Raw genomic sequence first — 16,363 nt, forward strand, 5'->3', positions numbered from 1 at the left:
TGAGCCGGCGGCCCGCAACGGGCTGCCAGCGTAGTTCATAAGGAATAGAGTCATGAACAGAACCGCTTTACGTGTCGGGCTCGCCGCCCTGCTTGCCGCCTGGCTGCCGGTTGCCGCGCATGGGGCGCCGCTCAAGGAAATTCGCCTGGATTACGCCTTTTATTCGCCGGAAAGCCTGGTAATCAAACACAACGGCTGGCTGGAAAAAGACTTCGCGCCTTCTGGTACCGAGGTGCGCTGGGTGCTTTCCCGGGGCAGCAACAACTCGCTGGAATTTCTCAACAGCGGCGCGTCGAATTTCGCGCTTACCTCCAGTATCTCGGCCTTTGTCAGCCGCGCCAACGGCCAGCCGGTCAAGGCCGTCTACAGCTACCTCTGGTACGTGCCCAGTGCCATCCTGGTACAGGCCGATTCACCCTACCGAACATTGCATGACCTGCGTGGCAAACAGATCGCCGCCACCAAGGGCACCGACCCGTACTTCTTTCTGCTGCGCGCCCTGGCCGCCGAAAGCCTCGAGCCGACCGACGTGAAAATCGTCCACCTGCAACATCCCGAGGGGCGCACCGCGCTGGAGCAAGGCCGAGTGGACGGCTGGGCGGGGCTCGACCCGCACATGGCCGGTGCGCAACTGGCCGGCGCGCGCTTGATCTACGAAAACGCCGGTTTTGGTCTTGGCGCCTTTCTCAATACCCAGGAGCGCTTCCTCAGCGAACAGCCCGAAGCCGTGGCCACGGTGGTCAAGGCCTACGAGCGCGCACGTCGCTGGATCGTCGCCAACCCCGAGCAGGCCGCTCAACTGATCGCCGGTGAAACCCAACTGCCGGTCGAAGTGATTCGCCTGCAACTGGGCCGTTACGATTTCAGCAAACCGCTGCCAGGCCAGCGGCATCTGGAGGCGATCGAGCCGGTCATCCCGCTACTGGTTAGCGATGGTGTGCTGCGCCGCAATGCCGATACCGAGGCGGCACTGGCCAGCCTGATCGATGCCCGCATCGCCAAGCAAATTGTCGAGGTCCGCGATGAGCCGCGCTGAGAGTCTATCTCGTGCCCAGTCGAGCCTTGTATGGCGCAGCCGGCTGCCTGGCTTGTCGAGCCTGCGCGGATGGTTGCTGCCACTGACGTTACTGGCCGTGCTCGAAGCGGTGGTGCGTATCGGTTGGATACCTGCCTATCTGATGCCCGCGCCCAGCGAGCTGGCGATCACTCTCTGGGAGCTGGCCGACGGCCCGCTGTGGGCCCACATCCTCGCCAGCACCCTGCGTGTGCTGGCAGGATTCGCCATTGGCGCTTCGCTGGCGCTGCTACTCGGCTCGCTGGTCGGGTTGAGCCGCCGGCTGGAAGCCTACCTGGATCCGACCTTCCAGGCCTTGCGTGCCGTTCCGGGCCTGGCCTGGGTACCGCTTCTGCTGATCTGGCTGGGCATCGACGAGTCGTCGAAAGTCACCCTGATCGCCATTGGTTCGTTCTTTCGGGTGTACCTGAACCTGGTGGCCGGCATCCGTAACGTCGACCGCAAACTGGTCGAGGTGGGCGAGCTGTACGACCTCTCACGTCTGGCGACCGTCCGCCGGATTTTCGTGCCGGCCGCGCAGCCGTATCTGTTCACAGGTTTGCGGGCGGGCCTGTCGATGGCCTGGCTGTGTGTGGTGGCAGCCGAACTGCTGGCCGCTACCGAAGGCATCGGCTACCTGCTGACCGATGGTCGTGAAGTCTCGCGCCCCGATCTCGTGCTGGTGGCCATCGCCACCCTGGCGGTGATGGGCAAACTGAGCGACAGCCTGTTGAAGGCCCTGGAAATCCGTGCGCTGGCCTGGCGGGACAACTACGGCGCAGAGAAATGATGATCGCCTTGATCGAACTGCGGCGAGTCAGTAAATCCTTCGGTGCCACTCTGGTGCTCGATGACGTCAGCTGGGGCCTGGTCGCGGGGGAAGTGGTCAGCCTGCTCGGCCCCAGTGGTTGCGGCAAGAGCACCTTGCTGCGCATCGCCGCGGGGCTGGATCGCGACTACCAGGGCGGCTTGCAGTTGGGTACACAGTTGCAGCGGGGGCGTGGCAACGGCATCGGCGTGGTGTTCCAGGAACCGCGGCTGATGCCCTGGCTCAGCGTGGCGCAGAACGTCGGCTTTGTCGATGGCCGGATCGCCGACGACAAATGGGTACAGCAGCTGCTGCATGACGTTGGCCTGCAGGGGCGCGGTGATGCCTTGCCCAAGCAGCTGTCGGGCGGCCAGGCGCAACGTGTGGCGATTGCCCGGGCGCTGTACAGCAAACCCCAGGTGCTGCTGCTCGACGAACCGTTCAGTGCGGTGGATGCCTTCACGCGGATGAAACTGCAGGATCTGCTGGTGGATCTGGCGGCCCGCTACGCAATCGCCGTGCTGCTGGTCACCCATGACCTGGACGAGGCGTTCTACCTCAGTGATCGGGTGCTGATTCTCGGCGGTACGCCCAGCCGGTTGCAGCGAGAACTGGCGGTGCCGCTGGCGCGTCCCCGTGATCGGCGCTCGCCCCACCTGGCGCAGCTGCGAAGTGAAGCACTGACCGAGTTGTACCAGTCCCACGCGCTGTAAGCGCCTGTTCATGACCTTTCTGGGCATGCGTACGTGCAACTACAAGGCAAAAGCGGACATTGAGCTTCAAGCCGCAAGCCTCAAGCTGCAAGAAGAAGCTAGAGCACTGCGGACTGCTTCTAACTTGTAGCTTGTAGCTTGTAGCTTGCGGCCGCTACCGCCACGTTGCAGTCAAATAGAAGGCCCGGCATGAAGATCATAAGCAGGCGCTAAGCGCCCGCGTTGGAGTCGGGCGCTGGTGTGTCACACCACGCCGGTAGCTTTCGGCGTATCGGCGCGGCTGCCCCATTCGGTCCAGGAGCCGTCGTACAGCGCCCCTTCGGGCAGCCCGGCCACTTCCAGGCCCAGCAGCAGGACTGCGGCGGTAACCCCGCTGCCGCAACTGGTGATCACCGGCTTCTTGCCATCGACACCTGCGGCGCTGAACAGGGTACGCAGGGTATCGGCTGGTTGCAGGGTGTGATCGCTGCGCAAAAGCCGGCTGTAGGGCAGGTTCTGGCTGCCGGGGATATGCCCCGAGGCGACACCCGGGCGCGCCTCGGCGGTGCTGCCGTCGAAGCGATTGGCGGCGCGGGCATCGAGAATCAGCGTGTCGTCGCGCTCGACCGCCTCCAGCACATCGCCCAGCCCCCGAACCTTGCGGCTGTGCACGTTGACCTGGAAGCTGCGTTCGCTGGCGGCCGCCGGCTCGCCGGCTTCGGTGGCGCGTTGTTCGGCCAGCCATTTGGGCAGGCCGCCATCGAGTACCGCCACATTCTGATGACCGAAGTAGCGAAACAGCCACCAGGCGCGGGCGGCGGAGAACAGCCCCTTCTGGTCGTAGACCACCACGCGGCTGTCGTTGCCCACGCCCTGGGCGCCGGCCAGCCGCGAGAAGCGGCCCTGGGACGGCAGGGTGTGGGGCAGCGGCGTGTCGGGGTCGGAGAAGGCCTCGATATCGAAGAAGCGGGCGCCGGGAATATGCGCCTTCAGGTATTCCTCGCGGCCATTCTTCGCCTCGTTGGGCAGGTAGGTGCTGGCGTCGAACAGCACCAGGTCCGCGGCATTGCCTTCGCGGGCCAGCCAGTCGGTGGTTACCAATGGTCCAAAAGTCATGCTTGATCTCCTTTTGCAGCGTTGGCGTTCATCCTGCCAGCTTGACGAGCCCGGCGCAGCCCCTGGCGACCGGCTGTAGCAGAGCGCTTTTGCCTATGCACAGAGCGCGCTCAGTCGCGAAAGAACACCTGTACCAGATGATAGCCGAACTGGCTCTTGATCGGCCCGTGCACCTCACGCAGCGGCTTCTTGAAAATCACCTGATCGATCACCCGCACCATCTGGCCGGGCCGTACTTCGCCGAGGTCACCTCCTTTCTTGCCCGACGGGCAGGTGGAGTGCTTGCGCGCCAGCACGTCGAAGGCTTCACCGCCGGCGATGCGCTTCTTCAGGGCAGCGGCTTCCGCTTCGGTCTTGACCAGGATGTGGCGGGCCATTGCCTTTGCCATGACAGGTTCCTCATTTATCGGGCGCGTATTGTGCCAGTATTCGCGTCGCCAGCTAAATGGCGTCATTAATTCGGCCTTAACGGGCCAATACCTTCATCGAATCTTGGCTAACGTAATAGCTTCAGTCGACAGGAACGCTGCCCATGGATCTGCACGCAATGCTGAAAATCCTCTCCAGCCAGGATGGCTCGGATCTCTACCTGTCGACCGGTGCGCCGCCCTGCGCCAAGTTCAATGGCGTGCTCAAGGCCCTGAGCAGCGAGCCGCTCAAGGCCGGCGCCGTGGCGCAAATCGCCGATGCGGTGATGGACGGCGCCCAGCGCGAAGAATTCGAGCGCGAACTGGAAATGAACCTGGCGATCTCCCTCAATGGCGTCGGGCGCTTTCGAATCAACATCTTCAAGCAGCGCAACGAGGTGTCCATCGTCGCGCGCAACATCAAGCTGGACATTCCGCGCTTCGAGGATCTGAGGCTGCCCGAGGTGCTGCTCAAGACAGTGATGGAAAAACGCGGCCTGGTGCTGTTTGTCGGCGGTACCGGCTCCGGCAAGTCGACCTCGCTGGCCGCGCTGATCGACTACCGCAACCGCAACAGCGGCGGGCACATCATCACCATCGAGGACCCGGTGGAATACGTGCACCGGCACAAGAAGTCGATCATCAACCAGCGCGAGGTCGGCGTGGATACGCGCAGCTTCCACGCGGCGCTGAAGAACACCCTGCGCCAGGCACCGGACGTGATCCTCATCGGCGAGATCCGCGACCGGGAAACCATGGAGCACGCCCTGGCGTTCGCCGATACCGGCCACCTGGCGATTTCCACCCTGCACGCCAACAACGCCAACCAGGCGCTGGACCGCATCATCAACTTCTTCCCCGAAGACCGCCGCCCGCAACTGCTCAACGACCTGGGCAACAACCTCAAGGCCTTCGTGTCCCAGCGCCTGGTCAAGACCACCGACGGCAAGCGCCGCGCTGCGGTCGAGGTGCTGCTCGGCACACCGACCATCCGCGATCTGATCAAGCGCAACGAGTTTTCCGAGATCAAGGAGATCATGGAAAAGTCCAGGACCCTGGGCATGCAGACCTTCGACCAGGCGCTGATCGACCTGGTCAACGAAGGCGCCATCGACGAGGAGGAGGCCGTCAAGAACGCCGACTCGGCCAACAACGTACGCCTCAAGCTCAAGCTTTACCGTGACAATCCCGCTGTTGCGGCGCCCGCAATGCAACCAGCGGCTGCGCTAGCCGACGTTCCCCCGGTGACGCCTGCCGGGCCCGCAGACTGGGGGCTGGAACTGAAGCTGGAAGACATCGAGCAAGACGCGCCACCCGAGGATCCGGGGCGCCACGGTATCTGATCCCCTTCAGCACTGTATGGGCGAAATTGTACAGCGCTGTGCGTGGCGCGTATGCCGGGGATGACCGTAGATTGCCTTATGGTCAAGAATTCCGGGGTAAGACATGCGCGTAGCCGTACTGACATTCGATGGTTTCAACGAGCTCGACTCGTTTATCGCCAGTGCCTTGTTCAACCGCCTGCGCGAGCAGGGCTGGCAGGCGCAGATCACCTGCCCGAGCGCGCAGGTCACCTCCATGAACGGCGTACGGGTCGAGGCTCAGCAGCCGCTCGAGTTCGCCCGTGAAGCGGATGTGGTGCTTTTCGGCAGCGGCATCAAGACCCGCGAGATCGCCCAGGACCCGAGCATCCTCGAGCGCCTGCAGCTTGACCCGGGCAGGCAGTTGATCGGCGCTCAGTGTTCGGGCACGCTGCTTATGGCCAAGCTGGGTTTGTTGCAGGCGCTGCCGGCCTGTACCGACCTGACTACCAAGCCCTGGGTGGTGGAGGCGGGGATCGAAGTGCTCAACCAGCCCTTCTTCGCCCGTGGCAACCTGGCCACGGCGGGCGGTTGCCTGGCGGCGCCCTACCTGGCGGCCTGGGCCATCGCCCGGTTGGCGGGTGAACAGGCTTGCGCCGAGGTGCTGCATTACGTGGCGCCGGTGGGCGAGAAGCAGGCGTTCGTCGATCATGCCCTGGGGGTGATCCGGGCCTATCTGCCGTAACGGATCATCGCTGTGGGCGAGCTTCGTGGGCTTCGATGATCGCCAGCACTTCAGCAATCGTGCTTTGCAAGTAACGCCCGGCGCGGTAGTCGGTCTTGGCTGCTTCGCCTCCGTCGACCACCGCCTGGGGCTGCTCGACGAAGCGGCCGATCGGCTCGAAGCGATCGTCCAGTACCAGCACCAGCGGAATCGAGATGCGCTCCAGCTCCAGCAGCGTTTTCAGGGCGTGCTCGGCGCGAGCCCTGGAGATGATCGCCAGGCTCACCTTTGCTTGCAACTGCTGCAGGTGAGCCATCGCCGCGAGGTTGAGCTGGCAATCCGGGCACCACATCTCACCGGCGGCCAGCAGATGATAGCGACCCTGAACGGCGGCCAGGCGCTGATGAGTCTCGGCGCTCAGGGCGTCGGTGCGGCCGAGCTGCGCCTGGGCGGTTCGAACCGTCTCGATCTCGGCGGGCAGGCCACGGCTGGCGAAGGCGTTGAATGACTCGCCGATGGCGAACAAGTCCTGGTAACTGGGCATTGACGTGCTCCTGTGGGCGGTGGTGCAGTCCAGCAGAAAAGTTCGGGTGCGGCAACCGCCTTAGCGGTTGGGTACGTAGCGTTCGATGATCCGCTGCAGGCTGCCGTCGTCGCGCATGCCCTCCAGCGCATCGTGGACCGATCGGACCAGTTGCGGGTCGCACTGCAGTGAGCAGGCGATGTACATGTCCAGCGGTGCGAGCAGGGCGCTCATGGCCAGCTCCGGCCCGCCGTCCCAGAGGTGACGACCTTCCAGGTCGGTGGTGAACCAGGCATCCACGCGGCCGCGCCTGACCAGTTGGATCGGCTGGTCGCCGAGTTTCAGGGCGTAGAGCTGGTCATTGGTAAAGCCGGCACGCCGGAGGATCTCTTCTTGCGCGGTGCCCAGGCCGACGGCCACCAGGCGATAGCGCTGGCGTGCCTCCTCCAGGCTGGAAACCGGATCGTCGCGGGTGAAGAAGGCGCGGGACAGCGGCTGGATATTGGCGACCCAGGTAAAGTGCGCTTCGCGTCCTGGGGTGCGCGAGAGAGGTACGATCATCACGTCGCGCGCTTGCTGGGTGCGCTTCTGGGCACGCGCCCAGGGCGCGTTTTGCACCACGGCACGGTAGCCTGCTCGCTGCAGCGCCATGATGGCGATGTCACCGGTAATGCCATGGCCGTCGTCGCCATGCAGCGCCAATGGCGCGGCATCCGGCATGTACAGCTGGATCGGACGTGGCTCGGCGGCCAGGTAGCAGGGCAGCAGCAGTGACAGCAGGCAGGCGATAAGGCGCAACGCGAACATTCCTTGGCGGTATGTCGCGAGTATAGGAGCTGCCGAACCGGATATCCGGGAACTACTGGCGCGATGGACGGAAGGCGGTTCCCATACCGGTAGGTTCAGGGCGATCACCCGGCCGTGTACCGGGTGATCGCCCCCGTCAGCTTTGCAGTGCGGGCAGGTCGCGATACAAGTCCAGCGCCTGGGGATTGGCAAGGGCATCGGTGTTTTTCACCGGTTTGCCGTGCACCACGTTGCGCACCGCCAGTTCGACGATCTTGCCGCTGATGGTGCGCGGAATATCGGTCACCGCAATGATGCGCGCCGGCACATGGCGCGGCGTGGTGTTGGCGCGGATCACCTGGCAGATCTGTTTCTGCAGCGCCTCGTCGAGCGTCACGCCGTCGCGCAGGCGCACGAACAGCACCACGCGCACGTCGCCGTCCCATTCCTGACCGATGGCGATGGACTCGAGCACCTGCTCGACCTTTTCCACCTGGCGGTAGATCTCGGCGGTGCCGATGCGCACGCCACCGGGGTTGAGCACGGCGTCCGAGCGGCCATGGATGATCAGCCCGCCATGGGGCGTTTCTTCGGCGTAGTCGCCATGGGCCCAGACGCCGGGAAAGGTCTCGAAATAGGCGCTGCGAAACTTCTCGCCGTCGGCATCGTTCCAGAAGCCCACCGGCATGGAGGTGAAGTGGCGGGCGCAGACCAGTTCGCCCTTTTCGCCGACCACTGCCTTGCCCGCGTCGTCCCACACCTGCACGTCCATGCCCAGGCCCTTGCACTGGATCTCGCCGCGGTACACCGGCGCCACCGGGTTGCCGAGGGCGAAGCACGAGACGATATCGGTGCCGCCGGAGATGGACGACAGGCAGACATCGGCCTTGATGTCGCGGTACACGTAATCGAAACTTTCATGGGCCAGGGGCGAGCCGGTGGACAGGAGCGCCTTGAGGCGGCTCAGTTTGTGGGTTTCGCGGGGCTTGGCAGCGGCCTTTTCCAGGGCGGCGATGAACTTGGCGCTGGTGCCGAAGATGCTGATGTCCTCGGCGTCGATCAGGTCGATCAGCCGGGTTGGCTGCGGGTGAAACGGCGAGCCGTCGTAGAGCACCAGGGTGGCGCCCAGGGCCAGGCCGGAGACCAGCCAGTTCCACATCATCCAGCCGCAGGTGGTGTAGTAGAACAGCGTGTCGTCGGCGCTCACGTCGCTGTGCAGGCCTAGCTCCTTGACGTGCTGCAGCAGCGTGCCGCCAGCGCCGTGGACGATGCACTTGGGCACGCCGGTGGTGCCGCTGGAGTAGAGGATGTACAGCGGCTGCTCGAATGGCACGGCAATGAAAGTCGGCTCGCCTTCGGCCTGGTAGAAATCGTCCCAGCACTCGACCTTCGCCTGGGTCTGGAAATCATCGGCCTTGCAGCCGGTGTTGGCGTAAGGCACCACCACCAGCTGCTGCAGGGTCGGCAGGTGGGTGAGTATTTCGTTGAGCTTGTCGGTCAGGTCGAGGTTCTTGCCGGCGTAGCGATAACCGGCGCAGGCGATCAGCACCTTGGGTTCGATCTGCCCGAAGCGGTCGATCACGCCCTGGGTGCCGAAGTCAGGCGAGCAGCTCGACCAGGTGGCGCCCAGGCTGGCGGTGGCGAGCATGCCGACCAGGGTTTGCCAGGTGTTGGGCATAAAGGCCGCGACCCGGTCGCCACTGCCTACGCCGGCTTCTTGCAGGCTGCGCTGCAGGCCGGCGACATGGGTCGCCAGTTGCGCATAGGTGAGTTGCTCACGGCTGCCGTCTTCGCCGATGGCGACGATGGCCGGATGGTCGTCACGGCGACGCAGCAGATGCTCGGCGAAGTTCAGGGTGGCGCCGGGAAACCAGTGGGCGCTGGGCATCGCCGGGCTTTCTTCGAGCACCGCTTGCGGCGCCTGGGCGAAGCGAATGTCGAAGACCTCGACTATGGCCTGCCAGAAGGCCTCGCGCCTGTTCACGCTCCAGGCGTGCAGGGCCGGGTAGTCGGCCAGGTCCAGGCCGTGGCGCTGGTTGATGAAGCGACGAAAACCATCCATGCGGGTGGTAGCGATACGCGAGGCGGAGGGTGTCCAGAGTGGCGTGTTCATCGGTACATCCAGTCAGGCGAGAAAATAGAAGCAGCCGGCGATAACCAGGCCGGAGTAGATCAGGGCGATCAGGCAGTAGCCCATGATGTCGCGGGCGCCGAGGCCGACGATGCCGAGCAGCGGCAGCGCCCAGAAGGGCTGGATCATGTTGGTCCAGGCGTCGCCCCAGGCAATGGCCATGGCGGTGACCGCCGGCTCCACGCCCAGCGCCTGCCCGGCGGGCAGCATGATCGGGCCCTGCACGGCCCACTGGCCGCCACCCGAGGGCACGAAGACGTTGACCACACCGGCGCTGAGAAACGCCAGCAGCGGGAAGCTGTCCGCCGACGAGCCATCGATGAACAGCTGGCTGATCTGCCCGGCCAGCGAGACGCCGCCCGCGCTGGCGCCGGTCATCATGCCCATGATGCCGGCATAGAAGGGGAACAGCAGCACGATGCCGCCGATGCCGCGCACGCTGATGTCGACGGCGCGCATGTAGCGCTCCGGGCTGCCGTGCAGCAGCAGGCCGAGAAACAGGAACAGGCCGATCACGGTGTTCAGGTCCAGGGCCAGGCCCTTGTCCATGAAATGACCGACGTAGAACAGCGCGGCCATGGCCACCAGGGCCAGGCCCAGCAGGCGGCTGTCGTCCAGGCGCTGGGCCGGGGTGTCGCGCTCGGGCGCTTCGGCCTCGGGTTCCCGCAACAGCTCGGGGTCGGCCACCTTGGTCTGCGCAGGCGCTGGGTGCATGGCGCGGTTGAGCAGCGGCAGGCCGACTACCAGAAAGGCGATGATGGTCAGGTTGAGTGGCGTGAACAGGGTCAGCGCCACGCCGATCGGTGCATCGATCACGCCGCCGCTGACCTTGGCCACGTCGGGCCCACCGCCGGCCAGCGCCAGGGGAATGGAGCCGGACAAACCGCCGTGCCAGACCAGAAAGCCCGAATAGGCCGAGGCCACCAGTAGCGGGTAATCCACACCCTTGACCTGCCGAGCCAGGGCGCGCGCCATCACCGCGCCGATCACCAGGCCGAAGCCCCAGTTGATCCAGCAGCCGGCCAGGGCGATCAGGGTGATCGCCACGATGGCCTGGGTAGGCGTACGCGGAATGGCCGCCAACCGATCCAGCAGGCGGCGAACCGGTGGCGCACTGGCCAGCGCGTGGCCGGTAACGAACACCAGGGCCATCTGCATGGCGAAGGCCAGCAGCGCCCAGAAGCCGACGTTCCAGTGGCGCACCATGGCCGGCAGGCTCTGCTCGGTGCTGAACATGGCCAGCGCCAGGACGAAAAGGGTGAGCAGGGCGGAAAACACGAACGACGAGGGCAGGTAGCGCTGAACCAGCTGCACGCTCCAGTGGGTGATTCGGTTGAACATCGGGTGACCTCTTATTGTTGTTGTGCGGCGCCTCCTGGCGCCGTTCCCTGCAGTCTATCGCGATTATTGGGCCAGCCAGCCGCCGTCCATGTTCCAGGCCGCGCCGCGCACCTGGGCGGCGGCATCGCTGCACAGAAACAACGCCAGCTCACCGAGCTGCCTGGGTGTGACGAACTCCAGCGATGGCTGCTTCTCAGCCAGTAACTTGCGCTTCTCCTCTTCGCTGTTGCCGCTCTCGGCGGCGCGGGCGTCGATCTGCGCCTGCACCAGGGGCGTCAGCACCCAGCCGGGGCAGATGGCGTTGCAGGTGATGCCGGTGGTGGCGGTTTCCAGGGCCACCGATTTGCTCAGGCCGACCAGCCCATGCTTGGCCGCCACGTAGGCGCTTTTGCCGGCCGACGCCGCCAGGCCGTGGGCCGAGGCGATATTGATGATGCGCCCCCAGTTACGCCGGCGCATGCCGGGCAGCGCCAGGCGGGTGGTGTGGAAGGCCGAGGACAGATTGATGGCGATGATCGCGTCCCAGCGCTGCGGAGCGAAATCTTCCACGGGCGAGACGTGCTGGATACCGGCGTTGTTGACCAGAATATCGAGGCTGCCGAACTCCTGCTCGGCGTAGGCGATCATCGCCTCGATCTGCTGCGGATCGCTCATGTCTGCAGGATGGTGAAGCACCTTGCCGCCGAATGCAGCCACGGCGTCGATGGCCGCCTGGGCGTCGCCAAAGCCATTGAGCAGCAGATCGGCGCCGGCGTCGGCCAGTACCAGGGCGATACCCAGGCCGATGCCGCTGGTGGAGCCGGTGACCAGTGCGGTCTTGCCTTTCAGATTCATAACAACTCCTTGGGTGCGCGGCGCTTGCCGCGGGCCGCGCATCTCAAAAAAATTAGACGATGCCGGTGGCGTAGAAGACGCCGATGACGAAAAACACGGCGAGGGTCTTGATAAGGGTGATGCCGAAAATGTCCTTGTAGGCTTCGCGGTGGGTCAGCCCGGTAACCGCCAGCAGGGTGATCACCGCGCCGTTGTGGGGCAGGGTGTCCATGCCGCCGCTGGCCATGGAGGCGACGCGGTGCATGACTTCCAGCGGGATATTGGCGGCGTTGGCAGCGGCGATGAAGCTGTCGGACATGGCTGCCAGGGCGATGCTCATCCCGCCCGAGGCCGAACCGGTGATTCCGGCCAGCAGGGTGACGGTCAGCGCCTCGTTGACCAGCGGATTGGGGATGCCCTTGAGTGCATCGGCGAGGATCAGGAAGCCCGGCAGCGAGGCGATCACCGCACCGAAGCCGTATTCCGACGCCGTGTTCATCGCCGCCAGCAGCGAGCCACCCACGGCGCTCTTGGTGCCCTCGGCGAGTTTCTCGCGGATCACCCCGAAGGCGCTGATCAGCACCAGCAGGATGCCCAGCAGCAGCGCCGCCTGCACCGCCCAGATGGCGGTCAGCTTGCTGACGTCGGTCTGCAGCGGTGTGGCCATGCCGGCCAGTTGCAGGCTGTGGGTCTTGCCGTAGAACGCGGGAATCCACTGGGTGAACAGCAGGTTGGCAACGCCCACCAGAACCAAGGGCGCAATGGCCAGCCACGGGCTCGGTAGCTTGATGTCGTCCGGGGTTTCCGGTTCGTTGCGCAGTTCGGTGCCGTAGCCTTCACCCGCGCGCCCTGCCTTGTTCAACTGGCGGCGCAGGTAGAGCATGCCCACACCGAGCACGAACAGGCTGCCGATCAAGCCCAGCCAGGGCGCGGCCCAGGCGGTGGTGTTGAAGAAGGTGGTGGGGATGATGTTCTGGATCTGCGGCGTGCCGGGCAGGGCGTCCATGGTGAAGCTGAACGCGCCCAGGGCGATGGTCGCCGGAATCAGCCGCTTGGGAATGTTGCTCTGGCGGAACATCTCGGCGGCGAAGGGGTACACCGCGAACACCACCACGAACAGCGACACGCCGCCGTAGGTGAGCAGGGCGCAGACCAGCACGATCACCAGCATGGCCTGGCCGGCGCCGAACACCCGAATGGCCGCGGCGACGATGGAGCGCGAGAAGCCGGACAGCTCGATCAGCTTGCCGAATACCGCGCCGAGCAGAAATACCGGAAAGTAGAGCTTGATGAAACCGACCATCTTCTCCATGAACACCCCGGTGAAGGCGGGCGCCACGGCGCTGGGATCGGTGAGCAGTACGGCGCCGAGGGCGGCGATGGGAGCAAAGAGGATGACGCTGTAGCCACGGTAGGCGGCCAGCATCAGCAGAGCGAGTGCAGCAAGCGCGATGATGACACTCATCGACTGTCTCCTGACCCTGCAGCACGGCGAATCGCAGGCTGCCGTTAGCCTTCGAGTAACTCGCACAGGCGCTGTGGGCGCTTTTGTTTTTGTTGTCGGCGGCGGGTGAGCCCGCCGCCTGGCTTTAGCGAGTTCTATGCCAAGTTGTTAAGTTGCTGAACTGAAAGGATTTTATCTTTATCGCGACGATATGCTGCTTCGTTTGTCCCAACTTTGGGACGAAAACGGACGGTTGATTCGTCCAGCATGGCATTTGCACTTGTCCCGAAAATGGGACGAGTCTCGAAATTAGGACGAGAGACCGAGCTCGAGCATCTTTCGGTACAGGGTGGAACGGCCCAGTCCCAGGCGCTGCGCCGCCTGTGGCACATCGCCGGCCGTTGCGGCCAGCGCCTTGCGGATCAGCTCGCGCTCGAAGCCGGCCCGGGCCTGATGGAAGTCTTCGATCTGCCCATCGTCCGCCGCCGCTGGCTGTGTCTCTGGCAAGGCCTGCAGCGTGCCGATGGCTGCCGCTACCGCAGCAGGGTCGAGCAGCGTTTCATCGCTGAGCAGGCAGGCGCGCTCGAGCACGTTGTGCAGTTCACGCACGTTGCCGGGCCAGGCATGGCGGGCGAGCAGGGCCATGGCATCCGGATGCAACTCATGGCGACCCTGCAGCGCATCGAAGATCGCTTCGCACAGCGCCGGCAGATCTTCCAGGCGCTCGCGCAGCGGCGGCACGGCGAGGGTCAGTACGTTGAGCCGGTAGTACAGATCGGCGCGGAAGGTGCCTTTGCGCACCGCCGCATCGAGGTCAATGGAGGTAGCGGCAATCAGCCGAACATCGCTGCGCAGCACCTCATTGGAGCCCACCGGCTCGAATTCCTTCTCCTGCAGCACACGCAGCAACTTGCTCTGCAGCGGTAAAGGCATATCGCCGATCTCGTCGAGAAACAAGGTGCCGCCGTGGGCGATCTGCAGCTTGCCGGCGCGGCCCTTGCGGTCTGCGCCGGTAAAGGCACCTGGGGCGGTGCCGAAGAATTCGGCCTCCAGCAGGGTTTCCGGGATCGCCGCGGTATTCAGGCTGACGAAGGGTTTGCTGGCCCGTGGCGAGGCATTGTGAATGGCGTGGGCCAGCAGCTCCTTGCCGGTGCCTGTCTCGCCCAGCAGCAATACCGCCGAATCGCTGGTCGCACTGCGCCGCGCCAGGCGCTTGACCTCCAGGCTGCGGGCGCTGGTGCCGATGAACTGGGCGAAGCTGTATTTGGCCTGGCGCGACTTCAGTTGCGAGAGGGTCGACGCCAGTTCCTGCTGCATGCGCTGGTAGCGGGCCAGCAAGGGCGATAGCGATCGCAGTTCGTCGAACAGGGCAAAACCGATGGCGCCGATCACCTGGCCGGCATCGTCATGGATGGGCAGGCGCATGACCACCAGCGGCTCGCGGGGCGTGTCCATCAAGTCCAGGAGGATAGGGCGGCCGCTCTTCACGACCTCGCGCAACAGGCTGCCCGGAATCACGCTTTCGCAGGGCCGGCCGATGGCTTCGGCGGCGCTGCGCAGGCCGAAGCGCTGGGCATAGCGCTCGTTCATCCAGACGATATGGGCATCGCGGTCGACGATGATGGTGCCTTCGCTGGAGTGTTCGAAGATCTCGAACAGCGATCGGATGGCCGACTGGCGAATGTGGGGGTAGTTGCCGAGATCCTGCATGGCGCGCTCGTCATGGGCATGGAGCGCGGATCATAACGCGGCGCGGCACCCTTGCGGTGCCGCGCCACCGCCTCAGGAGGCTTCGGCAGCCTTGCGCGGGGCTTTGCTGGCAGGCGCTTCGATCAGCCCGTCGGCGCGGAACATCGCCTTGATGCCACGCACGGCCTGGCGAATGCGGTCCTGGTTCTCGATCAGGGCGAAGCGCACGTGGTCGTCGCCATAGTCACCGAAGCCGATGCCCGGCGACACGCAGACCTTGGCCTCGGCCAGCAGCTTCTTGGCGAACTCCAGGGAGCCGAGGTGGGCGTAGGCCTCGGGAATCTTCGCCCATACGTACATCGACGCCTTGGGGTTTTCGACCATCCAGCCCAGCTCGTGCAGGCCCTTGACCAGCACGTTGCGGCGCTGGCGGTACTGCTCGGCGATATCCAGCACGCATTGCTGGTCGCCTTCCAAGGCGGCGATGGCCGCCACCTGCAGCGGTGTGAAGGTGCCGTAGTCGTGGTAGCTCTTGATTCGCCCCAGGGCGCTGACCAGCTCCGGGTTGCCGACCATGAAGCCGATCCGCCAGCCGGCCATGTTGTAGCTCTTGGACAGGGTGAAGAACTCCACGGCAATGTCCTTGGCGCCCGGCACCTGCATGATCGACGGCGCCTTCCAGCCGTCATAGACGATATCGGCATAGGCCAGGTCGTGGATCACCAGCACGTTGTACTGCTTGGCCAGGGCCACCACGCGCTCGAAGAAATCCAGCTCCACGCACTGCGCGGTCGGGTTGGAGGGAAAGCCGAGGATCATCATCTTCGGCTTGGGGATGCTCTCGCGGATCGCCCGCTCCAGCTCGATGAAGAAGTCCACGCCCGGTACCAGCGGCACCGAGCGCACCTGGGCGCCGGCGATCACCGCACCGTAGATATGGATCGGGTAGCTGGGGTTGGGCACCAGCACCGTGTCGCCATGATCCAGGGTGGCCAGCATCAGATGCGCCAGGCCTTCCTTGGAGCCGATGGTGACGATGGCTTCGCTTTCCGGGTCGATATCGACCTGATAGCGATCCTGGTACCAGTGCGAGATGGCCCGGCGCAGGCGCGGAATGCCGCGGGAGGTGGAGTAGCCATGGGTGTCTTCACGCTGGGCGACCTGTACCAGCTTTTCCACGATATGCGGCGGGGTGGCGCCATCGGGGTTGCCCATGCTCAGGTCGATGATGTCCTCGCCACGGCGGCGGGCGGCCATCTTCAGTTCAGCGGTGATGTTGAAAACGTAAGGGGGGAGACGATCGATGCGCGCAAAGCGGCGCGAAGCCTGGTCAGCCATGCTTTCCTCGAGAGACGTAAGCGCCCGGAACCGTCCGAGCGACGTAGGCCACTGCGGTGGCCTGGGCGGACAATAAGCCCCGCTGCAGGCTTTGTCGAGAGACTTGATGAGCGTGGCGAGAGGTTTTTCTACCTCGTCTACCTGTCGCCAAGAAACGCTATCCTAGCGAGCGACTCGAACACCGACACATCGTGCG

Annotated in this window: 15 protein-coding genes; 5 read left to right on the plus strand and 10 right to left on the minus strand. The window is 64.8% G+C overall.

The window, feature by feature from the left end; genetic code table 11:
• Positions 1-52: 52 nt before the first annotated feature.
• From SA190iCDA_RS13445 to SA190iCDA_RS13455, 3 genes are read left to right on the plus strand one after another with little or no spacing between them, the layout of a single operon-like run.
• A complete protein-coding gene (locus SA190iCDA_RS13445) occupies positions 53-1,036 on the plus strand; it encodes an aliphatic sulfonate ABC transporter substrate-binding protein (protein ID WP_070887708.1) in 984 nt (327 codons plus the stop codon).
• Positions 1,023-1,844, plus strand: a complete 822-nt coding sequence (locus tag SA190iCDA_RS13450; protein WP_070887707.1) for an ABC transporter permease — start codon at positions 1,023-1,025, stop codon at positions 1,842-1,844. Before SA190iCDA_RS13445 ends, SA190iCDA_RS13450 begins: the two co-directional genes overlap by 14 nt.
• On the plus strand, positions 1,844-2,575 hold the full coding sequence (locus SA190iCDA_RS13455; RefSeq protein ID WP_070887844.1) for an ABC transporter ATP-binding protein: 732 nt from the start codon (positions 1,844-1,846) through the stop codon (positions 2,573-2,575). Before SA190iCDA_RS13450 ends, SA190iCDA_RS13455 begins: the two co-directional genes overlap by 1 nt.
• Before the next feature lie 243 nt (positions 2,576-2,818).
• On the opposite strand, the gene sseA is transcribed toward SA190iCDA_RS13455, so the two are convergent.
• Together sseA and SA190iCDA_RS13465 are read right to left on the minus strand one after the other, a co-directional pair.
• On the minus strand, positions 2,819-3,670 hold the full coding sequence (gene sseA, locus SA190iCDA_RS13460) for a 3-mercaptopyruvate sulfurtransferase (protein WP_070887706.1): 852 nt from the start codon (positions 3,668-3,670) through the stop codon (positions 2,819-2,821).
• A 110-nt stretch (positions 3,671-3,780) separates the two neighbouring features.
• Complete coding sequence (locus tag SA190iCDA_RS13465) at positions 3,781-4,059, minus strand: peptidylprolyl isomerase (protein WP_013791549.1); 279 nt, start codon at positions 4,057-4,059, stop codon at positions 3,781-3,783.
• Positions 4,060-4,202: 143 nt separating this feature from the next.
• Between SA190iCDA_RS13465 and SA190iCDA_RS13470 the strand changes: the two genes are divergently transcribed.
• Positions 4,203-5,420, plus strand: coding sequence for a PilT/PilU family type 4a pilus ATPase (locus SA190iCDA_RS13470; RefSeq protein ID WP_170833988.1), 1,218 nt, complete (start codon positions 4,203-4,205; stop codon positions 5,418-5,420).
• Between the two features lie 103 nt (positions 5,421-5,523).
• Positions 5,524-6,123, plus strand: coding sequence for a DJ-1/PfpI family protein (locus tag SA190iCDA_RS13475; RefSeq protein ID WP_070887705.1), 600 nt, complete (start codon positions 5,524-5,526; stop codon positions 6,121-6,123).
• 4 nt (positions 6,124-6,127) lie between these two features.
• Here the strand turns inward: SA190iCDA_RS13475 and SA190iCDA_RS13480 are convergent, their stop codons facing one another.
• The 8 genes from SA190iCDA_RS13480 to alaC form a co-directional block, all read right to left on the minus strand.
• Positions 6,128-6,646 (minus strand): thioredoxin family protein, encoded by a 519-nt coding sequence (locus SA190iCDA_RS13480; RefSeq protein WP_070887704.1) that lies wholly within the window; start codon positions 6,644-6,646, stop codon positions 6,128-6,130.
• A 60-nt stretch (positions 6,647-6,706) separates the two neighbouring features.
• Complete coding sequence (locus SA190iCDA_RS13485) at positions 6,707-7,423, minus strand: substrate-binding periplasmic protein (protein ID WP_170833987.1); 717 nt, start codon at positions 7,421-7,423, stop codon at positions 6,707-6,709.
• Between the two features lie 145 nt (positions 7,424-7,568).
• A complete protein-coding gene (locus SA190iCDA_RS13490; RefSeq protein ID WP_070887702.1) occupies positions 7,569-9,524 on the minus strand; it encodes an acetoacetate--CoA ligase in 1,956 nt (651 codons plus the stop codon).
• 12 nt (positions 9,525-9,536) lie between these two features.
• The gene (locus SA190iCDA_RS13495; RefSeq protein ID WP_070887701.1) at positions 9,537-10,883 is read right to left on the minus strand and encodes a short-chain fatty acid transporter; all 1,347 of its coding nucleotides are present in this window, start codon (positions 10,881-10,883) and stop codon (positions 9,537-9,539) included.
• A 63-nt stretch (positions 10,884-10,946) separates the two neighbouring features.
• Entirely contained in the window at positions 10,947-11,717 is a 771-nt protein-coding gene (locus SA190iCDA_RS13500) for a 3-hydroxybutyrate dehydrogenase (protein ID WP_070887700.1), read from the minus strand.
• 52 nt (positions 11,718-11,769) lie between these two features.
• Entirely contained in the window at positions 11,770-13,161 is a 1,392-nt protein-coding gene (locus SA190iCDA_RS13505) for a GntP family permease (RefSeq protein WP_070887699.1), read from the minus strand.
• A 288-nt stretch (positions 13,162-13,449) separates the two neighbouring features.
• On the minus strand, positions 13,450-14,850 hold the full coding sequence (locus SA190iCDA_RS13510; protein WP_070887698.1) for a sigma-54 interaction domain-containing protein: 1,401 nt from the start codon (positions 14,848-14,850) through the stop codon (positions 13,450-13,452).
• 72 nt (positions 14,851-14,922) lie between these two features.
• Entirely contained in the window at positions 14,923-16,167 is a 1,245-nt protein-coding gene (gene alaC / locus SA190iCDA_RS13515; RefSeq protein ID WP_070887697.1) for an alanine transaminase, read from the minus strand.
• Between the last annotated feature and the right edge of the window lie 196 nt (positions 16,168-16,363).

Source organism: Pseudomonas argentinensis, from assembly GCF_001839655.2.
GTDB lineage: Bacteria > Pseudomonadota > Gammaproteobacteria > Pseudomonadales > Pseudomonadaceae > Aquipseudomonas > Aquipseudomonas argentinensis_B.